The organism is Natronomonas sp. (assembly GCF_028274965.1).
Taxonomy (GTDB): Archaea; Halobacteriota; Halobacteria; order Halobacteriales; family Haloarculaceae; genus Natronomonas.
The window spans coordinates 1-16,764 of the sequence record NZ_JAQCNO010000065.1 but is presented as its reverse complement, the minus strand read 5'-3'; the positions used below and the strand labels follow the sequence as shown (position 1 = coordinate 16,764).

Genomic DNA, 16,764 nt, shown 5'->3' with positions numbered 1-16,764 from the left:
AGCCGCGCCTTGCGGAGCATGAGCGACCCGGTTGTAGCGATCGACACCGAGGGGCGGGTGATCGACGCGAACCCCGCTGCACGGGACCTCTCGGATGTCGACTCGGGCTACCAGAACGTGACCGTCGGGTCGTTCTTCCAACCGTTCCCGGACCTCGTCGAACGGCTCAAAACCGGCACCGAGGGGACGGTCGCGGTGACCCACGGGGGACGCAAGCGCGACTTCAGCCTCACCGTCTCCGAGATCAACGGCCGAGGTGACAGCCCTCTTGCCCGTGTCATCGTGTTTCGAGAGGTCACGCAGTTGAAACAACGCGAGCGTGAACTCGACTTGCTGAGTCAGGTCCAGTCACGGGTTCTCCGCCACAACATCCGCAACGAACTCGATATCATCAAAGCACAGAACGAGCAGTTGCTGGTCGAGCTCGAAGGGCGACGCGCACGACTAGCGGAAACCACCGTTTCGAGCGCTGACAGACTCCTCTCGATCAGCTCGAAGACCCGCGTCGTCGAGCAGCTCATCGAGAGCGACGAGAACTCGACCACAGTCGACCTCGCCGCGACGATCGAGCAGCTGCTCGAGACCCACCGAGAGACGTATCCGGAAGTTGCGTTCAGCGACCGGCTGCCCAATTCGTGTCCCGTGGAGACACTCCCGTTGATAAGGCTGGCACTAGACAACCTCGTAGAGAACGCCGCAGAACACAACACCGCTGCGGACCCCGCGGTAGAGGTGGCACTTACGGAGACCGACGACGAGGTCGCGGTGAGCATCACCGATAACGGCCCGGGAATACCGGAACAGGAGCTGGCCGTTCGGGATCAGGGCAGGGAAACATCGTTAGAGCACGGGATCGGTGTGGGCTTGTGGGTCGTCGACTTGGTGATTGAGCGTTCTGGGGCCTCATTGAGCTTCGAGAGTGACACCGGGGGAACGACGGCTACGATCCGCATACCACGCCAATGACGTCCTTCCCGCAGTGAACGGCGGTTTTCTCCCCGTGGCTGGCGACTCCTATCCAGACGCTCGGACGCGGAAGTGAGCGGCAGACAGGTAACACACTGACACCGGCTGCGCGCACCACACATACCCCGTCGCGATAGCCGTTACCCACCCACACTTTTTCTACACCGGGGGCTACGGGGCTGGAGTCGGTGACGCGCGGGTCTCCGCCGCGGCTGGGCGACTGCCGGGCTTGCGCACGATATGCGCCCTCTATTCAGCAGGACTACCGGAACCTATCAGCAAGTGAGTATTTCAACAGGACCACAAAACCTCAAAGGCGCTCCGGAGGCTCGAAAGGGCGATACCCCCGTCGTGACCGCGACAAAACACCCCTACGCCAGCGGCGTCCGCTCGACGACCGTCCCGTCGTAGGTCGGGTACTGCTCGACGATCTCGCCGCTGTCGACGTCCCCGTCCTCGATCATCTCCTCTAAGAGCCACCACGCCAACTCGACGTGATCTGATTTGACCGAATAGAACTCCGGCGGCACGCCGAGTTCCTCCAGTCTCGACTCGGTCTCCCAGGTCTTGCCGTAGACGATCGTCCCGTCGTCGGTGATCTCGTCGAACTCCCGGCGGACCGTGCGGGCCATCCGCTTGAGCCGCGAGCGGTGCTGGGCGGCGTCCTTGAACACGCTGGTACAGAAGTACACCTTCTCGTGGTCGCCCATCTCCCCGAGGACGTCGTGTGACCCCTCGACGGCGGACATGTGGTCCTCCTTGAGCTCGAAGCCCGCCTCCTGCATCCGCCGGTAGTTGCCGTCGGACATCTCGAACTCGTTGATGTTACAGAACTCGGCGGCCCCCTCGTCGAGGAACTCGAGGAACTCCGGTTCGGCCCTGATCCCCGGGATCTCGAAGGCGGGCGTGAGCCCCTCCTCGCGGGCGACGTACAGGATCTCCTCCCACTCGGTGCCGTGGAGCTCGCCCCACAGCTCCAGCGGCGGGTGAAACCGGATCTCGTCGAGCCCGGCCTCGCTCAGGCGGCGCATGTTCTCGCGGCCGCCGGTGATGCCCGTATAGAGGTGCGTGTGGTGGTCCTCGCCGAACTCGTCTTTCAGCATTCCGAGGTACCGACAGGTCCGCTCGAGGACCTCCTGGGGCTCGCCGCCGGTGATCGACGTCCCCAGCGCGTCCATCCGTTTGGCCTCCTCGATGACGTCCGCGTCGCTCTCGACGGGCCGCTCGTTCGCGTACACCTGCGTGACGTTCTTGCGGTTCTCGCCGAGCGGGCAGTAAAAACAGTCGCGCTGATCGCAGTAGCCGTAGACGAAAAGCACCATCTTCCCGCCGACGGCGCACTGCTCACAGCCCTTCGATATCATCCGTTGTCCGCCTTTGTCCGTCGACACTCAAAAGCCCCGCGTTCCGGCCCGGAGACGGTCACAGCTTCTCGAAGAACGCCTCAACCAGCGCGCCGGTGTCCTCGACGATCCCGTCCCACGCGTCGTTGTCGGGGGCCATCCCGACGAGCCGGGCGATCCTCATGATCGAGACGTGGTACACGCGCTGGACGCCCGGCTCCTCCTCCCAGACGACGAAGTTACACGGGAACAGCGCCCCCTGCTTGCGCGTCTCCTCGAGGGCGCGGTCGGCCATCCGGGGGTTACACGCGCCCAACACGTAGTAGGGGTCGCGGCCGTCGTCGGTCCCCCGGTCGAGTTTTTCATTGAGGAGCTCGGCGGGCGAGAACTCGACCGGGACGCCGAACCCGGCCGCCTCGGCCGTCTCCCTGACGTGTTCGATGGCCGCCTCGTGGTCCATCTCCAGCGTGGCCTGTCGTTCACCGATGTCCGCTGCATCGATCTCCGCGGGGTCGAACGCGATCGTCATGCCGCAGCCTACGCCCCCGGCGGTAAAAACCGTTCGTGCGTCCGCCGCGGCGTCGGGGCGGCGCCGGGACGCGACCGGAGGTTCTCCCGGGGTCACCCGGCGTCCCGGTCGCCGGCGGTCGGCACCGGCCCGGTTCCGACGACGTCGCGGACGGCGTTCAAAAACGCCTGTCTGGTGTCGAAGTACACCGCGTCGCTCTCCTCGAGCACGTCGGCGAGTTCGCGCGGCCCCTCGGGCGTCCGGATCGTCGCCTCGCCCTCGCGACGGATCACCTCGCTCTTTCCGATCGCGTAATGCAGCCGCGAGGCGACCCGGGCTGGCGGCGCCCCCTCGACCGCCTCGCCGTCGCCGAGCGGGACCGCCGGACCCTCCTCCTCGTCGCTGTCACTCATGCGCCGTCGTTCGACGCCGCCGGGCCTAACCCTTACGAAGCGGGGTCCGACCGACGACTCCGATAGTCCCCCGCCGGAGGGTTTGATACAGCCGGGGCCGAACCCGACGGCATGTACCGCTGGGGCCACGTCGGCGCGTCGCTGTTCTGTTATGCGCCCCTCGGAGCCGCGCTCGGCCGGACGGGCGAGACGGGACTCGCCGCCCTCGGCGTCGCCGTCGCGGTCGCGGTCGCCACCCTCCCCGACGCCGACGAGCGCCTGCCGATCGCCCACCGCGGGCCGACGCACACCGTCTGGTTCGTCGCCGCCGCGGCGCTCGTCTCGGCGGCCCTCGGGGCGGCTCTCGGCCGCGCGATCGGTCGCCCGCTGGCTGTCGCCGGCGCGGTCGGCTCGGCGACGGCGGTCTCGCTGACGTCGCATCTGCTCGCCGACAGCGTCACGCCGATGGGGATCAGACCCCTCTCGCCCGTCTCGGCGTGGCACCACAGCTTCGATCTCACGCCGGCCGCCGACCGGCGGGCGAACGCGGCGCTGCTCGCCGCCGGGACGACCTTCGCCGCCGGCTGTCTGGCGCTCGCGCTCGCGGCCCCGTGATCGCGAGCGCGCCTCCGGCGACCGCAACGGATTTGTGTTCGGGTCCGTATTATCGAGTTGTATGACTCAGTTTAACTCGTTTGCCGACGCCAGCGAAGCCGACGTGACGCGCGCCATCGGCGCGGAGTGGACGGAGGAGTTCATGGAGTTCACCGAGTCCGACGTCATCGTCGTCGGCGGCGGCCCCTCGGGGCTGATGGCCGCCAAGGAACTGTCCGAGCGCGGCGTGAAGACGATGATCGTCGAGAAGAACAACTACCTCGGCGGCGGCTTCTGGCTCGGCGGCTTCCTCATGAACAAGGTGAGCGTCCGGGACCCCGCACAGGGCGTCCTCGACGAACTCGACGTCGAGTACACCGAGTCCGACGAGACCGACGGTCTCTACGTCGCAAACGGGCCCGAGGCCTGCTCGGGGCTGATCAAGGCGACCTGCGACGCCGGCGCGAAGATCCAGAACATGACGGAGTTCACCGACATCGTCGTCCGCGAGGACCACCGCGTCGGCGGGATCGTGATGAACTGGACGCCCGTCCACGCGCTCCCCCGAGAGATCACCTGCGTCGATCCGGTCGCCGTCGAGTCCGATCTCGTCATCGACGCGACGGGCCACGACGCCGTCGCCGTCTCGAAACTCCAAGAGCGGGGCGTCCTGGACGCGCCGGGGATCGAACACGCCGAGGAACACGCCACCGGGATGGACACGAGTGACGACGACGAGTACGGCGCGCCCGGCCACGACTCGCCCGGCCACGACTCGATGTGGGTCGGCGAGAGCGAGGACGCCGTCGTCGAGCACACCGGCGTCGTTCACGACGGTCTCGTCGCGACCGGCATGGCGACGGCGACGACGTACGGGCTCCCGCGGATGGGTCCGACGTTCGGCGCAATGTTGCTGTCGGGCAAGCGCGCGGCGAAGGCCGCCCTCGAGGAGTTGGGCGTCGACGGCCCGGCGATCGAGGTGACGACCACGCCTGAACCGGCCGACGACTGACGCCGCCGGTCACCCCGCCTCCGACCCTGGCCTCGGCTCCGGCCCGTTGTGGCGCTCTCGACTACTCGGCGCCGCCCCCGATCGTTCCGGTCGAGAGCCCGACGAAGCCGAGTCCGAACGACTCGTACCGCCTGTCTCTCGTCCGGTTCGTCAGCGCCTCCCTGGCGGCGTCGATCCGTCGCGAAAGCGTCGCGTCGCCGGCCCCACACAGCGCCGCGAGGACGTCCCCCGCGCCGCGCGTCGGCGACCCGGCGGCGACGAACGCCCTGAACAGCGGATTGAGCGGCCGTCCGGCGATCGCCGTCGAGACGCTCGCGTCCAGCAGGCCGATCCGCCCGCCCGGTTTGAGGAGATCACACCACCGTCCGACGACGGCCGCCGGATCCGAAAAGAGCCCACAGACGAACGTCCCGAGCACGGCGTCGGCGCCCTCAAGCGGCGGCCGTCTCGCGTCCGCCCGGAGGACGCCGACGTTGTCGTACCGCCCGGCGCGCTCGCGGGCGTACCCGAGCAGCGGTCCGGTGATGTCGACGCCGAGGACGCGGCCCTCCGGACCGACCGCCTCGCGGAGATACGGGAGGTTCGCGCCGGTCCCACAGCCCATCTCGACGACCGTCGCCCCGCGGCCGGCGACGCGGCGCGCCGCGGCCCGACGCCACCGGCCCGTCCCCGGTGCGGTGGCGATCAGATCGTAGAGGGCCGCGCGGCGGCTATAAAAGGCCCGTATCGCGGTCGTCCCGGTCATCTCACGCGGCGATCTCCCGGACCGCGTCGACGACGGCCTCCGCGTCCGCTCCGAGCACGTAACAGACCGGTTCGACGCCGAACCCGCCGGTCTGATACAGCACGTCCGTCGTCGGCGCCCGTTCGATCGCCGCCGCGACCGCGCTCTCGAGGTCGGCCTCGGCGTCGAACTCGCTCGTCTCGTAGCCCGCCCGCCGGAAGGACTTGAGGACCCCCTCATCGTACCGGACGTTGAGCGCCGCACGGGCGTCGGATCCGGCGCGTCTGGCGGCGAGAAGCAGCGACGCGACGTGTTCGGAGACGCCGAACTCCGGATCACCGGGCACGGTCGCCCGCCCCTTGACGTCGAGGATCCGCCCGGGGACCCCCGCCACGTCGTCGATCGTCGCCGCCTCCGGCAGCGCCTCGACGAGGTTCGACCCGACCGCGGGCACGAGCGCGGCGAACCCGCTCGTGTTCTCGAGGGTGCGGACGCCGCGGCGGACCGACGACCGGACCCGCTCTGCGGTCCGGAACCGCCCGTCGGGGTCGTGGATGTCGAGCGGCCCGTCGTGGTCGGCGATCGGGGGGTACGCGTCCTCGTGTAGCCGGGCGAGCACGCCGCCGCGTTCGAGCCGCCGTATCAGCACCTCCGTTTCGACGAGCGCCTGAACGCGGCTGATCTCCCCGCTCGCCAGCCCCTCGCCGAGCCGTTCGACGAGGCCGACGAACCGGTCGTCGTCGGCGATCTCGTCGTTCGTCTCGACCTCGCCGTGGGCGTACTTCGAGACGGCGCTTTGGCTGATCCCGAGCAGCCCCGCGACCTCGCTTTGGGTCAGGCCCCGCTCGCGCAACGCGCCGGCGAGTCGCGTTCTGAACGTCGGGAGGAACTCCTCGACGACGACTTCCTCGACGAACCTCATCGGTCGAGCTGCCCCCCGCCGAACTCGTCGTCGGACTGGATCCGCGAGGCCTGCGGCCCGGTCTGGCCCTGGTACTTCGATCCCCGCTCGTCGCCGTACGGCGACTCTGCGGGCGTCTTCAGCTCGGTGAAGATGACCTGCGAGATCCGCATGTCCGGGTTCAACGCGACCGGGGCGGTCCCGAGATTCGAGAGTTCCAGCGTGATCTGGCCGCGGTACCCGGGATCGACGATCCCGGCCGTCGCGTGGATGACGATGGCGAGTCGGCCGAGCGAGGACCGCCCCTGGACGGTCCCGAGGAGGTCCGGCGGGACCTCGATCCGCTCTTTGGTCGTCCCCAACACGAAGTCTCCGGGGTGGAGGATGAACTCCCCGCTCTCCTCGACGTAGGTCTCCTCGACGTACTCGTCGACCTCCTGTTCGCTGTTCGGGTGGATACAGGGGATGTTCGTCCGCTGGAACTCAAGGAACTCCCGGCCGAGACGCAGGTCGACGCTCGCCGGCTGTATCTGTAGCTCCGGATCGGCCAGCGGTTCGACGACGAGGTCCCCCTCGGTCAGCCGCCGCCGGATGTCGGCGTCGGAGAGTATCATACCCCGACTCCGGACGGCGGGAGGTTAAAACCGAGCGGTCGCCGGCCCGCCGAGCCGGCGCCCCCGGAACGTTCAGGTGCCTGCGGCGAGTCCGAACGGACAGCAGATGTTCACGCCCGACGAGACCGCCGGCATCGTCGACCTCTTCGGTGCGCTTTCGCGTGCGAACGCCGAGCGGGCGCTCTCGGAGTTGGCCTACCGCCGCGGCGAGGAGCCGCCGGAGGCGGCGATCGACGACGCCGTCGAGGCCTTCGCGCTCGTCGAACTCGAGACGGACGGCGAGACGGTTTTGGCCCCCGGTCCGGCCGCGTTCCCCGAACTGCCGGCGGGCAGCGAGGACCTCCCGCACATCCTCGACACGGAGGGGCGATCGGTCGACCGCGAGGCCGTCGCCCGCGCGGCGGCAGAACGGCTCCGCGCGGCGGCCGACCGCGCCGTCGCGGCCGGCGACGCCGACCGGGCGGCCGAACTCCTCGAGGTCAGTTACGACGTCGAGGCGTGGGGCGCCCCGGCGCTACCGACCGTCCGGGACCGTCTGGAGGGCGTCGCGGATAACACGAACTAAGACCGTCCGGGGGCTACGTCGCGTATGGACTGGGAGCGGGTTCGGGCGCACGAACCGACGGCGACCGTCGAGGGCGACCGCGAGGCGGCGGTCCTCGTTCCCGTCATCACCCGCCCGGACGGCGAGTACCTGCTTTTCACCAAGCGGGCGGACCACCTCGGCGAACACCCCGGACAGATGAGCTTCCCCGGCGGCGGCTACGAACCCGGCGACGACGATCTAGCGGCGACGGCCACGCGCGAGGCCTTCGAGGAGATCGGGCTCGATCCCGACGACGCGGCGATCGTCGGCCGCCTCGACGACATCCCGACCGTCTCGAACTACCTCGTTCGGCCCTTCGTCGCGCGCGTCCCGGACCGCGAGTACACCCCCGACGAACGCGAGGTCGCGGAGATCGCGATCCTCCCCGTCTCCGGGCTCACCGCCCTCGAGAACTACGAGTCCGAGCGCCGCGATCACCCCTACTACGGCGACATCCGGATCCACTACTTCCGGGTCGGGGGGTACACCGTCTGGGGGGCGACCGGCCGGATGCTCGTGCAGTTTCTCGAGTTGGCGACCGAGTGGACGATGCCGCCCGAACCCGACCGCGTCGTCGATCCCGACGCCGAGTACCCGATATAACGCTACAGCGCGAACACCGAGAAGGCGACCCCGGCGACGACGAAAAGCAGCGTGAGCCCGATCGGGTTCAGCAGGTACCGCAGCGGCGTGTCGTGGACGACCCGCTCGGTCCGCGTCCGCGGCCGGCGGTCCGCCCGGACCGCCCGGGAGGCCAAAAGCGCCGGGCGGACGGGGGCCTCGCCGGCGCGTTCGCGCAGCGCATCGGCGTCGATGCCGCCGGCCGCCTCGAAGCTCTCGGGGTCGTACCCGGCCTCCAGCAGCGCGCCGGCGCACGGCTTACAGAGGACGTACTGTTGGCCCTCGCGGGTGCACGCCGCCAGTTCGTCCGCCTCGCTCGCGACGTACTGACACCGCTGACAGACGTGCTGTCGGTCCGAACGCATCGTCGCGACCGACGCCGGCGCCTCCGGGCGGGGGAACATCGGCGCGTCCGCGCTGAGGTCGCCGTAGGCCGGATCGTCGCTGTGAAGCGTCGCGTGACACGGCCGACAGAGCGTCACCAACCGCTCGAGCTCATCGAGCGAGGACGACCGCAGCGCGGCCGTGTTGTGGACCTCGAGGCCGCTCTCGGGGGCGGTCTCGTGGCTGGCCCCGCACCGCTGGCAGGTGTACTCGTCGCGCTCTATGACCTCCGACCTGATGACGTCCCAGCGTGCGCCCTCGCCGTCCCGCGTGCGCCGCCGCTCGGCGCGGGGGTCGAGATCGGGCGTCATGGCGCCGGCGGCTCCCCGTCCCACGCGTCCATGTCCGTATAGAAGTTCGCCATCGCGAACCTGAGCTTCTCCGGGGCGACGTCGACGTGTTCGGAGCGCTCCTCGGGCGGGAGGCTCGGCTGGACGCTGTACTCGTCGAGTTCCGCCCGCCGCGATCCGGTGTAGCGCTCGTCGAGCAGCACCCGAACGCCGAAGTCCGACGGCGAGCGGATGACGCGACCGAGGGCCTGTCTTGTCTTTCTGACCGTCGGGATCTCGACCGCGTAGCGCCACCCGGCGTCCTCCTCGCCGTCGCCGTCGTCGTCGCCGAAGGCGCCCTCGTAGGCCCGCTGGACGGCCCCGATCCGGTCGTCGAGGTGCGGGTAGGGGACCCCGACGACGACCACGCTTCTGGCGTCGTCGTCGTCGAAGCTGACCCCCTCGGCGAGCGTGCCCCAAAGCGAGGTGAAACACACCGCGTCGTCGTCGGCCACGAACGTCCGTCTGAGCTCCTCGGCCCGCGTCCCCGGCTCGTCGAGGTACGGCGTCGCGTCCCCCGAAAAGCGGTGGTAGTACCGCTCGGCCTCGGCGTAACTGGGGAAGAACGCGAGCGTGTTCCCCGGGGTGAACCGGACCGTGTCCTCGAGGGCGTCCCCGACCGTCTCCTGGACGGCCGGATCGTCCCGGCGGCTGGCGAACAGCGCGGGCGTCTCGACCGCGTACGTCCGCCTGCGGTCCTCCGGGAACTGCTCGCCGTAGGTCATCGTCAGCGGGTCCTCGAGGCCGAGGACGTCCTCCGTGACGTCGAAGGGCCGCAGCGTCGCGCTCATCAGGACGGTCGCGTGAAGCTCCTCGAACAGCGGCGCCGTGACCCGCCGCGGGAGACACGTGTACAGTTCGGCCCGCCCGACGACGCCGGTGTCGGTCCGGCGGACCCCCGCGACCGGGTACGTCCCCGGGTCCGTCCCGGTCTCCATCCACCGCTCGACGAAGGCGGCCGCGGTGAGCGTCTGGCACTCGGTCCTCGTCGTCGACTCGCCCTCCTTGTACGCCCGCTCGTAGCGGCGATCGAGCTCCTCGCCGAGCGCGAGCGCGAGATCGAGGTCCGTCTCGAAGCCCTGTCCGGTGTACGCCTCGAGGAAGGCGACCGAGAGGTCGTCACGCCCGGTCTCGCTGTCGATCGGGACGTCTGACCACTCCTCGTCGACCGCCTCGCGGTCGCCGAACCCGAACGACGCCTCGTAGGTGTCGATCAGGGCCTCGCGGAACGCGCCGAGGACGTTTCGCGCCGGGCCGGCGCGCGCGTCGTCGAGCCCCTCCAGTTCCTCTATCGCGGCGTCGAGGGTCCGCTCGCCGAGCGTCCGTCTCGCGTGATCGCGGGCGGCGTCCGGGACGTTGTGCGCCTCGTCGAAGACGGCGATGATGTCTTCGGGGTCGCGCCCGAGCCACCGGAAGAACTGCTCGCGGATCATCGGATCGAGCAGGTGGTGGTAGTTGCAGACGACGAGATCGACGCCCTCCATCCCCTCTTTGAGGAGTTCGTACCCGCAGAGACCGTGCTCCTCGGCGTACTCGTAGATCTCGTCGGGCGTCCGCACGTCCTCGTACAGCCACGAATAAAACGCGTCGGTATCGGCGGTGAGGTTGTTGTAGTAGTACGAACACGTGTTCCGTTCCTCCCTGAGCGCCTCAAGCCCCGTCTGTCGCTCCTCGAGTTCCTCCAACACCGCCCCGCGGGCCTTCGTCGCCTCCTCGTCGCCCTCGCGGCTGGCCTCGAGGAGCTCCTGTTCGCGCGCTTTCAGCTCCGCGACGTCGGCCTCGGCCTCGACGAGCTCCTTCGTCGTGTCCCGGAGCGCCTGGCACTCCTCGTAGCCGACGTCGACGTGACACATCGAGGCCTTCCCGCGGAAGACGACCGTCCGGATCGGCTCCTGTTCGGTGATCGCCCGGGCCTCCTCGATGAACTGCCGGGTCTGCTGGTGGACGTTCGTCGTGATGAGCACCGTCTTCCCCGACGCCCGCCCGTACTCCAGGGCCGGCACCAACGAGGCGAGCGTCTTGCCCGTCCCGCAGGCCCCCTCGAAGAGCACGTCGCGCTCCTCGACGAGCGCCTCGCGGATCCGTTCCATCGCCTCCGCTTGGTGCTCGTAGGGCTCCTCGTAGGGGAAGTACCGCCGGTGTCCGTCCGTCTGCGACACGAACTTCGGTTGGTCGCGTTCGGTTAAAAGGGTTCGGCGGCCCGACCGGACGGTCAGGCCAGCGCGTTCAGCATCAACACGAACACGCCCAACAGAACGCCGAAGGCGACGACCGTTCGGGGGTCCATGGTGGGGGTGTTGCTGTCCTCGGAGTCGAAATACCGGACGAGTCCCGCACTAGACATCAGCCCGCCGGAGTTCTGACCACTGCTCATGCCCGTTTGTTGTCGCGTGAGGTACTAAGGGTTTCGCCACGGCTCGCTGCCGTTTGGAAAACGCTTATGCGGTCGGCTGGGATACCGCTAGCCATGGCTGTCACGCTGAAAGACTTCTACGCCGACTGGTGTGGCCCGTGTAAGACCCAGGACCCGATCCTCGAGGAACTCGAGGCGGACTACCCCGACGTCACCTTCGAGAAGGTCGACGTCGACGAGAAACAGGACGTCGCCAACGAGTACCAGGTGCGCTCGCTGCCGACGCTCATCGTCGAGAACGACGACGGCGTCGTCGAGCGCTTCGTCGGCGTCACCCAGCGCGACGACATCGAGTCCGCACTCGGGGAAGCGAGCGCCTGACGCTCACGACAGAAGCGACGCCAGGAGCCCTTTTTGCGCGTGGAGGCGGTTTTCGGCCTGCGACCAGACGATCGCGTTGTCGCTCTCTAGGACCGCGTCGGTGACCTCCTCGCCGCGGTGGGCGGGCAGACAGTGCATGAACAGCCGATCGCCGAGGAGGTCCTCCGTGACCCGGAAGCCGGCCCGCGAGAAGGCGTCGAGTTTCTCCGCGCGCTCGGACTCCTCGCCCATGCTGACCCAGACGTCGGTGTACACGGCGTCGGCCCCCGACACGGCGGCCTCGGGGTCCGTCGTGATCTCCGGTTTTGACCCGAGTTCGGCCGCCCGATCGAGGACCGCGTCGTCGACGCCGTAGCCCTCCGGCGTCGCAACGACGAGGTCCAACCCGACGATGGCCGCGCCGAGGACGAGCGACTGACAGACGTTGTTGCCGTCGCCGACCCACGCGAGGCGGGCGTCGAAGCCGTCGAAGCGCTCGCGGATCGTCAACAGGTCCGCAAGCGTCTGACAGGGGTGGGCGTCGTCCGTCAGCCCGTTGATGACCGGCACCGTCGCGTACTCCCCCAACTCGACGACGTCCTCGTGGTCGAACACCCGGGCCATGATCGCGTCGACGTACCGCGACAGCGCCCGGGCGGTGTCCTTGGCCGGTTCGCCGTGCCCGAGGTGGATGTCGTCGGGGCCCAGAAAGATCGCGTGGCCGCCGAGTTGCGTCGCACCGGTCTCGAAGGAGACCCGCGTCCGCGTCGAGGGCTTCTCGAAGATCATCGCGAGCGTCCGGCCCGACATCGCCTCGGCGGTCTTGCCGCGGGCGGTCCGTTCTTTGAGATCGATCGCCCGCGTCAGCACGTCCTCGAGCTGTGCTCCGGTCAGATCGTCGATGTTCAGGAAGTTCATGTCAGTTCCTCCGCCACCGCTTCGAGCACCGCGACCGCGCGGTCTAGCTCGCCCAGCGGGAGCCGCTCGTTCGGGGCGTGATCCAGCGCCGAATCGCCGGGGCCGTAGGTCGCCATCGGGCAGTCCCACTCGCCGGCGTACACGTTCATGTCGGCCGTGCCGGTCTTGCGGAGCAACCGGGGGTCGCCGCCCTCCCCCCGGATCGCGACGCGGAACGCCCGGGCGACCCGGGTCCGGGGGCTCTGCATCGTCGGCTCGACCGCGTCGGTCCAGTTGACGGTCCCGCTCGTCAACTCGCCGTCGACGATCTCTCGTACGTCCTCGGTCGCGTACGACGGCGGGACGCGGAGTTGGACGTCGAGGGTCGTCTCGACGGCGAGGCCGTCGTCGCTGACGCCGCCGTCGATCCGGACGGGCTTCGGCGTGACGCGCTCGAAGACCGGCGTCTCCGGCGACGACCCGGACTCGGCCTCGGCCTCCGGCGTCCCGTCGTCCCCGTCGTCGCCTCCGCCGTCGCCCTCGCCGTTCGGTCCGCCCGGAGCGCCGAAGGCGCCGTCCCCGCCGAACCGGCGCTCGACCGTCGACCACCACGCGATCGCGTCCTGGATCGCGTTGTTCTCCGGCCGGGAGGTGTGTCCCGACCGCGAGGTGTGGATGTAGGTCCCGCTGAGGATGCCGCGGTAGCCGAGGGTGATCCCGTCGGCCCCCGAGGGCTCGCCGTTGATCACGGCGTCGGGGGCCTCCCGGTCCTCGACGAGGTGTCTCGCGCCCCGGGAGTCGACCTCCTCGCCGACGACCCCGACGAAGGAGACGCCCGACCGGACGGCGGCGACGGCGAGCGCCGCCAGCGGCCCCTTCGCGTCGACGGAGCCGCGCCCCCACAGTTCGGGGCCCTCCTCGCCGTCCTCGATCCGAACCGGGATGTCCCCCGGAACGGTGTCGATGTGGGAGGTATAGAGCGCGCTGTCGTCGGCCGGCGCGCGGACGTTGCCGACCTCGTCGACGAACACCGTCCGGCCGTGGGACTCGAGAAACGACGCGAGCACCTCGGCGCAGGCCGCCTCCTCGGTCGTCGGCGACGGGGTCGAAACGAGCGCCTCCAGGAGCTCTCGGGCCTCGGTGTCGGGCGTCCCGTCGGCGTTCGCCCCCGCGTCGCTCATGCGAGGATGTCCTCGAGGGCGTCGACGAGTTCGTCGCCGTGTTCGCGCTCGACCGTCAGCGGCGGCAACAGCCGCAGCACCGTCCGGCCGGCCGGCAGCGCCAGGATGTCGTGTTCGATGGCGAGATCGCGCAACAGCCGGTTCGACCCGCGCCTGACCTCGACGCCGATCATCAGGCCGTGCCCCCGGACCTCCCGGATCTCGTCGCCGAGGCGGGCCTCGATCTCCCCGCGGATGTACGCGCCGACGTCGGCGGCGTGCGACGGGAGCCCTTCGCGTTCGATGACGTCGAGGGTCGCGCCGGCGGCGGCGGAGACGACGGGCCCGCCGCTGAACGTCGAGCCGTGGTTGCCCGCGTCCTCGGCGATCCAATCGCGACACAGCGTCGCCCCCATCGGCAGCCCGCTCGCGAGGCCCTTGGCGGTCGTCAACACGTCGGGAACGACGTCGTACTTGTCGGCCGCCCACAGCTCGCCGGTCCGACCCAGCCCGGTCTGGATCTCGTCGAGGATCAGCGCCGCGCCGGCGGTCGCGGTCTCGACGCGGACGGACTGGAGGTACGCCTTCGGTACGGGGTTGATCCCGCCCTCGCCCTGGAGCGGTTCGATGATGACCGCGGCGGTGTCCTCGTCGACCGCCTCGGCCATCGCCTCGGCGTCGCCGTACTCGACGAACTCGACGCCGCCGGCGAGCGGGCCGAACCCCTCCTTGTACTTGTCCTTCCACGTCGCGGCCAGAGAGCCCATCGTCCGGCCGTGAAAGCCCCGCTTCGTGGCGACGATCTTCGAGCGCCCCGTGGCGTGGCGGGCGAACTTCAGCGCCGCCTCGTTCGCCTCGGTCCCGGAGTTACACAGCCAGACGTTCTCGACGTCGACCGGCGCGGAGTCGGCGAGCTTCCGGTACAGCGCCGTCCGGGCCGCATGGGGGTACGACGCCTGGACGTAAAACAGGTCCTCGAGTTGACTCGTCGCCGCGTCGACGACCTCGGGGTGGCAGTGTCCGACCGGCGTGCAGGCGTAGCTCGCGCCGAAATCGAGGTACTCGGTGCCGTTCGTGTCGTAGAGATACACTCCCTCGCCACGGTCGATGCGAATCGGTTTCTCTGAGAAGACGAAGCCGCTCATGGTTCTATCTGTCTCGTTCGATCGCGTCCGGCAGCACGTGCGTTCCCTCGCCCTCGAGGGCCGACCGAACCGGCTCCTCGACGTTCGCGTCGGCGATGACGACCCCGCTCGCACCGCCCTCTAAGGCCTCCGTGGCCGCCATCACCTTCCGGCTCATGAAGCCCTCGGCGGCCTCGGTCAGGTCCTCGTAGGCGGCGGGGGTGTCGACGCGTTCGATGCGCGTCGACGCGTCCTCGGGGTCGCGGTACACCCCGGACACGTCGGTCAGCGAGACGAGCGTCGCGCCCAACTCCGCCGCGACCGCCGCCGCCGCCCGGTCGGCGTCTGTGTTCACCGGCGTCCCCTCGTCGGCCAACATCGGCGGCGAGACGACGGGCGCGTACCCCGCCTCGAGGAGCGTCCCCAACAACCCGCCGTTGACCGCCTCGATCGTCCCCGAGTGGTCGCCGCGGCGGATCTTCTTTTTGCCGTCCTCGAGGACCCGGACCGCCGACTTCCGGGGGCCGGTGAGCAGGCCGCCGTCGACGCCGGAGAGCCCGACGGCGTCGACGCCCTCGGCTCTGAGCCCCGCCACGAGGCCGGTGTTCACCCGTCCGGCCATCGCCATCGTGAACACGTCCATCGTCTCGGCGTCGGTGAACCGCCCGACGACGCCGCCGGGCGTCTCGACGTAGTCGGGTTCGATCCCCATCCGCTCGAGTGCGTCGTCGACCGCCGTCGAGCCGCCGTGGACGACGACGACGTCGGTCCCGTCCGCACACAGCGCGGCGACGTCCGCGAGGGCACCCCCCGGGTCCACGGCGCGCGCGCCGCCGATCTTGACGACGACCGTCATCAGGGCGCCCCCACCGGGTGGAGCCCGTCGAACCCGAGGCCGGCGGTCTCCTCGAAGCCCAACGCGACGTTTGCCGCGTGGACGGCCTGCCCGGCCGAGCCCTTCATCATGTTGTCGATCGCCGAAAAGACGACGATCCGCCCGTTCTCCGGGTCGAGTTCGAACCCGACCTCGGCGTGGTTCGACCCGGCGACGGCCTTCGGTTCGGGGTAGCGATACACGCCCGACCCGCCGGCGACGACGCGAACGAACGGCTCCTCGGCGTAGCCGTCCCGGAACGCCCCCCAGAGGTCGCCCGTCGAGACGGGCTCGTCCGGGTAGACGTGACACGTCGCCGAGGCCCCCCGCGTCATGTCGACGGCGTGTGCGGTGAACGAGACGCCGGTCCCGAGAAAGGCCTCGATCTCGGCCTCGTGTCGGTGCCCCGTCGGCGCGTAGGGCCGGACGACCCCGGACCGTTCGGGGTGCGAGGAGGCCTCGCCGCCGCCCGCGCCGCCCTCCGAGGAGCCGACCTTCACGTCGACGACGATCCGCTCGCCGCCCCCGAGGATCCCGCCGTCGAAAAGCGGCTTGAGCCCGAGGATGGTCGCGGTCGCGTTACAGCCGCCCGACGCGATGAGGTCCGCGCCGGGCAGGTTCTCGCGGTTGAGCTCCGGCAGGGCGTACTCCGCGTCGGCGAGCAGCTCCGGCCGGTCGTGGCCGTCGTAGTACTCGTCGTACTCGGCCTCGGTGTCGAGCCGGAAATCGGCGCTCAGATCGACGACCGTCGCCGCCGCCTCGCGGAAGTCGTCGATGCGCTCCATCGACACGCCGTGTGGCGTACACGCAAAGAGGACGTCGACCGACTCGAGGGCCTCCGGGTCCGAAAACCGGAGATCGAGCCCCCGGAGGTTCGGGTGCACGGAGCCGACCGTCCTGTTCTCGCGGCTCCGGCTCGTCGCCTGGACGACCTCGAAACAGGGGTGTCCGGCGAGCAGCCGGAGCAGTTCGCCGCCGGTGAACCCGCTTGCCCCGACGACGCTTGCGGTGTGGACGCCGCC

20 protein-coding genes are annotated in these 16,764 nt (G+C 69.7%); 6 read left to right on the top strand and 14 right to left on the bottom strand.

What is annotated here, in order from left to right; genetic code table 11:
• Nucleotides 1-966 (top strand): sensor histidine kinase (locus Q0916_RS09975; RefSeq protein WP_299237104.1); only part of this gene is annotated, 966 nt, incomplete at its 5' end.
• A 371-nt stretch (nt 967-1,337) separates the two neighbouring features.
• Here Q0916_RS09975 and Q0916_RS09970 read toward each other — a convergent pair.
• The 3 genes from Q0916_RS09970 to Q0916_RS09960 form a co-directional block, all read right to left on the bottom strand.
• Nucleotides 1,338-2,330: a radical SAM protein gene (locus tag Q0916_RS09970; RefSeq protein WP_299237102.1), complete on the bottom strand. Its 993-nt coding sequence runs from the start codon at nt 2,328-2,330 to the stop codon at nt 1,338-1,340.
• A gap of 58 nt (nt 2,331-2,388) precedes the next feature.
• Nucleotides 2,389-2,838, bottom strand: coding sequence for a DUF302 domain-containing protein (locus Q0916_RS09965; protein WP_299237101.1), 450 nt, complete (start codon nt 2,836-2,838; stop codon nt 2,389-2,391).
• A 92-nt stretch (nt 2,839-2,930) separates the two neighbouring features.
• Nucleotides 2,931-3,230 carry a DUF5789 family protein gene (locus tag Q0916_RS09960; protein ID WP_299237098.1) on the bottom strand — a complete coding sequence of 100 codons (300 nt, stop codon included), beginning with the start codon at nt 3,228-3,230 and terminating at the stop codon, nt 2,931-2,933.
• Between the two features lie 111 nt (nt 3,231-3,341).
• Between Q0916_RS09960 and Q0916_RS09955 the strand changes: the two genes are divergently transcribed.
• Together Q0916_RS09955 and Q0916_RS09950 are read left to right on the top strand one after the other, a co-directional pair.
• Nucleotides 3,342-3,824, top strand: a complete 483-nt coding sequence (locus Q0916_RS09955) for a metal-dependent hydrolase (RefSeq protein WP_299237097.1) — start codon at nt 3,342-3,344, stop codon at nt 3,822-3,824.
• A gap of 61 nt (nt 3,825-3,885) precedes the next feature.
• Nucleotides 3,886-4,815, top strand: coding sequence for a sulfide-dependent adenosine diphosphate thiazole synthase (locus tag Q0916_RS09950; RefSeq protein ID WP_299237095.1), 930 nt, complete (start codon nt 3,886-3,888; stop codon nt 4,813-4,815).
• 61 nt (nt 4,816-4,876) lie between these two features.
• Here the strand turns inward: Q0916_RS09950 and Q0916_RS09945 are convergent, their stop codons facing one another.
• From Q0916_RS09945 to dcd, 3 genes are read right to left on the bottom strand one after another with little or no spacing between them, the layout of a single operon-like run.
• A complete protein-coding gene (locus Q0916_RS09945) occupies nt 4,877-5,560 on the bottom strand; it encodes a class I SAM-dependent methyltransferase (protein ID WP_299237093.1) in 684 nt (227 codons plus the stop codon).
• A 1-nt stretch (nt 5,561) separates the two neighbouring features.
• Nucleotides 5,562-6,461 (bottom strand): thiamine-phosphate synthase family protein, encoded by a 900-nt coding sequence (locus Q0916_RS09940; RefSeq protein ID WP_299237091.1) that lies wholly within the window; start codon nt 6,459-6,461, stop codon nt 5,562-5,564.
• Entirely contained in the window at nt 6,458-7,054 is a 597-nt protein-coding gene (dcd, locus tag Q0916_RS09935; RefSeq protein WP_299237089.1) for a dCTP deaminase, read from the bottom strand. The genes Q0916_RS09940 and dcd overlap by 4 nt, the downstream gene beginning before the upstream one ends.
• Before the next feature lie 106 nt (nt 7,055-7,160).
• Here dcd and Q0916_RS09930 point away from each other — a divergent pair, with 106 nt between their 5' ends.
• Complete coding sequence (locus tag Q0916_RS09930; protein ID WP_299237087.1) at nt 7,161-7,619, top strand: DUF7109 family protein; 459 nt, start codon at nt 7,161-7,163, stop codon at nt 7,617-7,619.
• Nucleotides 7,620-7,643: 24 nt separating this feature from the next.
• Nucleotides 7,644-8,243: an NUDIX hydrolase gene (locus Q0916_RS09925; RefSeq protein WP_299237085.1), complete on the top strand. Its 600-nt coding sequence runs from the start codon at nt 7,644-7,646 to the stop codon at nt 8,241-8,243.
• 2 nt (nt 8,244-8,245) lie between these two features.
• Here Q0916_RS09925 and Q0916_RS09920 read toward each other — a convergent pair whose 3' ends face one another.
• The 3 genes from Q0916_RS09920 to Q0916_RS09910 are packed head-to-tail and all read right to left on the bottom strand — an operon-like array spanning nt 8,246 to nt 11,348.
• The gene (locus Q0916_RS09920) at nt 8,246-8,956 is read right to left on the bottom strand and encodes an HNH endonuclease (RefSeq protein ID WP_299237083.1); all 711 of its coding nucleotides are present in this window, start codon (nt 8,954-8,956) and stop codon (nt 8,246-8,248) included.
• Complete coding sequence (locus tag Q0916_RS09915; protein WP_299237082.1) at nt 8,953-11,133, bottom strand: ATP-dependent DNA helicase; 2,181 nt, start codon at nt 11,131-11,133, stop codon at nt 8,953-8,955. Before Q0916_RS09915 ends, Q0916_RS09920 begins: the two co-directional genes overlap by 4 nt.
• A 53-nt stretch (nt 11,134-11,186) precedes the next feature.
• Nucleotides 11,187-11,348, bottom strand: coding sequence for a preprotein translocase subunit Sec61beta (locus Q0916_RS09910; protein ID WP_299237080.1), 162 nt, complete (start codon nt 11,346-11,348; stop codon nt 11,187-11,189).
• A 93-nt stretch (nt 11,349-11,441) separates the two neighbouring features.
• On the opposite strand from Q0916_RS09910, the gene Q0916_RS09905 reads away from it, so the two are divergent.
• A complete protein-coding gene (locus Q0916_RS09905; RefSeq protein WP_299237078.1) occupies nt 11,442-11,708 on the top strand; it encodes a thioredoxin domain-containing protein in 267 nt (88 codons plus the stop codon).
• Nucleotides 11,709-11,711: 3 nt separating this feature from the next.
• Here the strand turns inward: Q0916_RS09905 and argF are convergent, their stop codons facing one another.
• The 5 genes from argF to argC form a co-directional block, all read right to left on the bottom strand.
• Nucleotides 11,712-12,605 carry an ornithine carbamoyltransferase gene (gene argF / locus Q0916_RS09900; protein ID WP_299237076.1) on the bottom strand — a complete coding sequence of 298 codons (894 nt, stop codon included), beginning with the start codon at nt 12,603-12,605 and terminating at the stop codon, nt 11,712-11,714.
• Nucleotides 12,602-13,765 carry a M20/M25/M40 family metallo-hydrolase gene (locus tag Q0916_RS09895; RefSeq protein ID WP_299237074.1) on the bottom strand — a complete coding sequence of 388 codons (1,164 nt, stop codon included), beginning with the start codon at nt 13,763-13,765 and terminating at the stop codon, nt 12,602-12,604. The genes argF and Q0916_RS09895 overlap by 4 nt, the downstream gene beginning before the upstream one ends.
• Nucleotides 13,762-14,889, bottom strand: coding sequence for an aspartate aminotransferase family protein (locus Q0916_RS09890; protein ID WP_299237071.1), 1,128 nt, complete (start codon nt 14,887-14,889; stop codon nt 13,762-13,764). The genes Q0916_RS09895 and Q0916_RS09890 overlap by 4 nt, the downstream gene beginning before the upstream one ends.
• 4 nt (nt 14,890-14,893) lie before the next feature.
• Nucleotides 14,894-15,724 carry an acetylglutamate/acetylaminoadipate kinase gene (locus Q0916_RS09885; RefSeq protein ID WP_299237069.1) on the bottom strand — a complete coding sequence of 277 codons (831 nt, stop codon included), beginning with the start codon at nt 15,722-15,724 and terminating at the stop codon, nt 14,894-14,896.
• Nucleotides 15,724-16,764 (bottom strand): N-acetyl-gamma-glutamyl-phosphate reductase (gene argC, locus Q0916_RS09880; protein ID WP_299237067.1); only part of this gene is annotated, 1,041 nt, incomplete at its 5' end. The genes argC and Q0916_RS09885, both read right to left, overlap by 1 nt.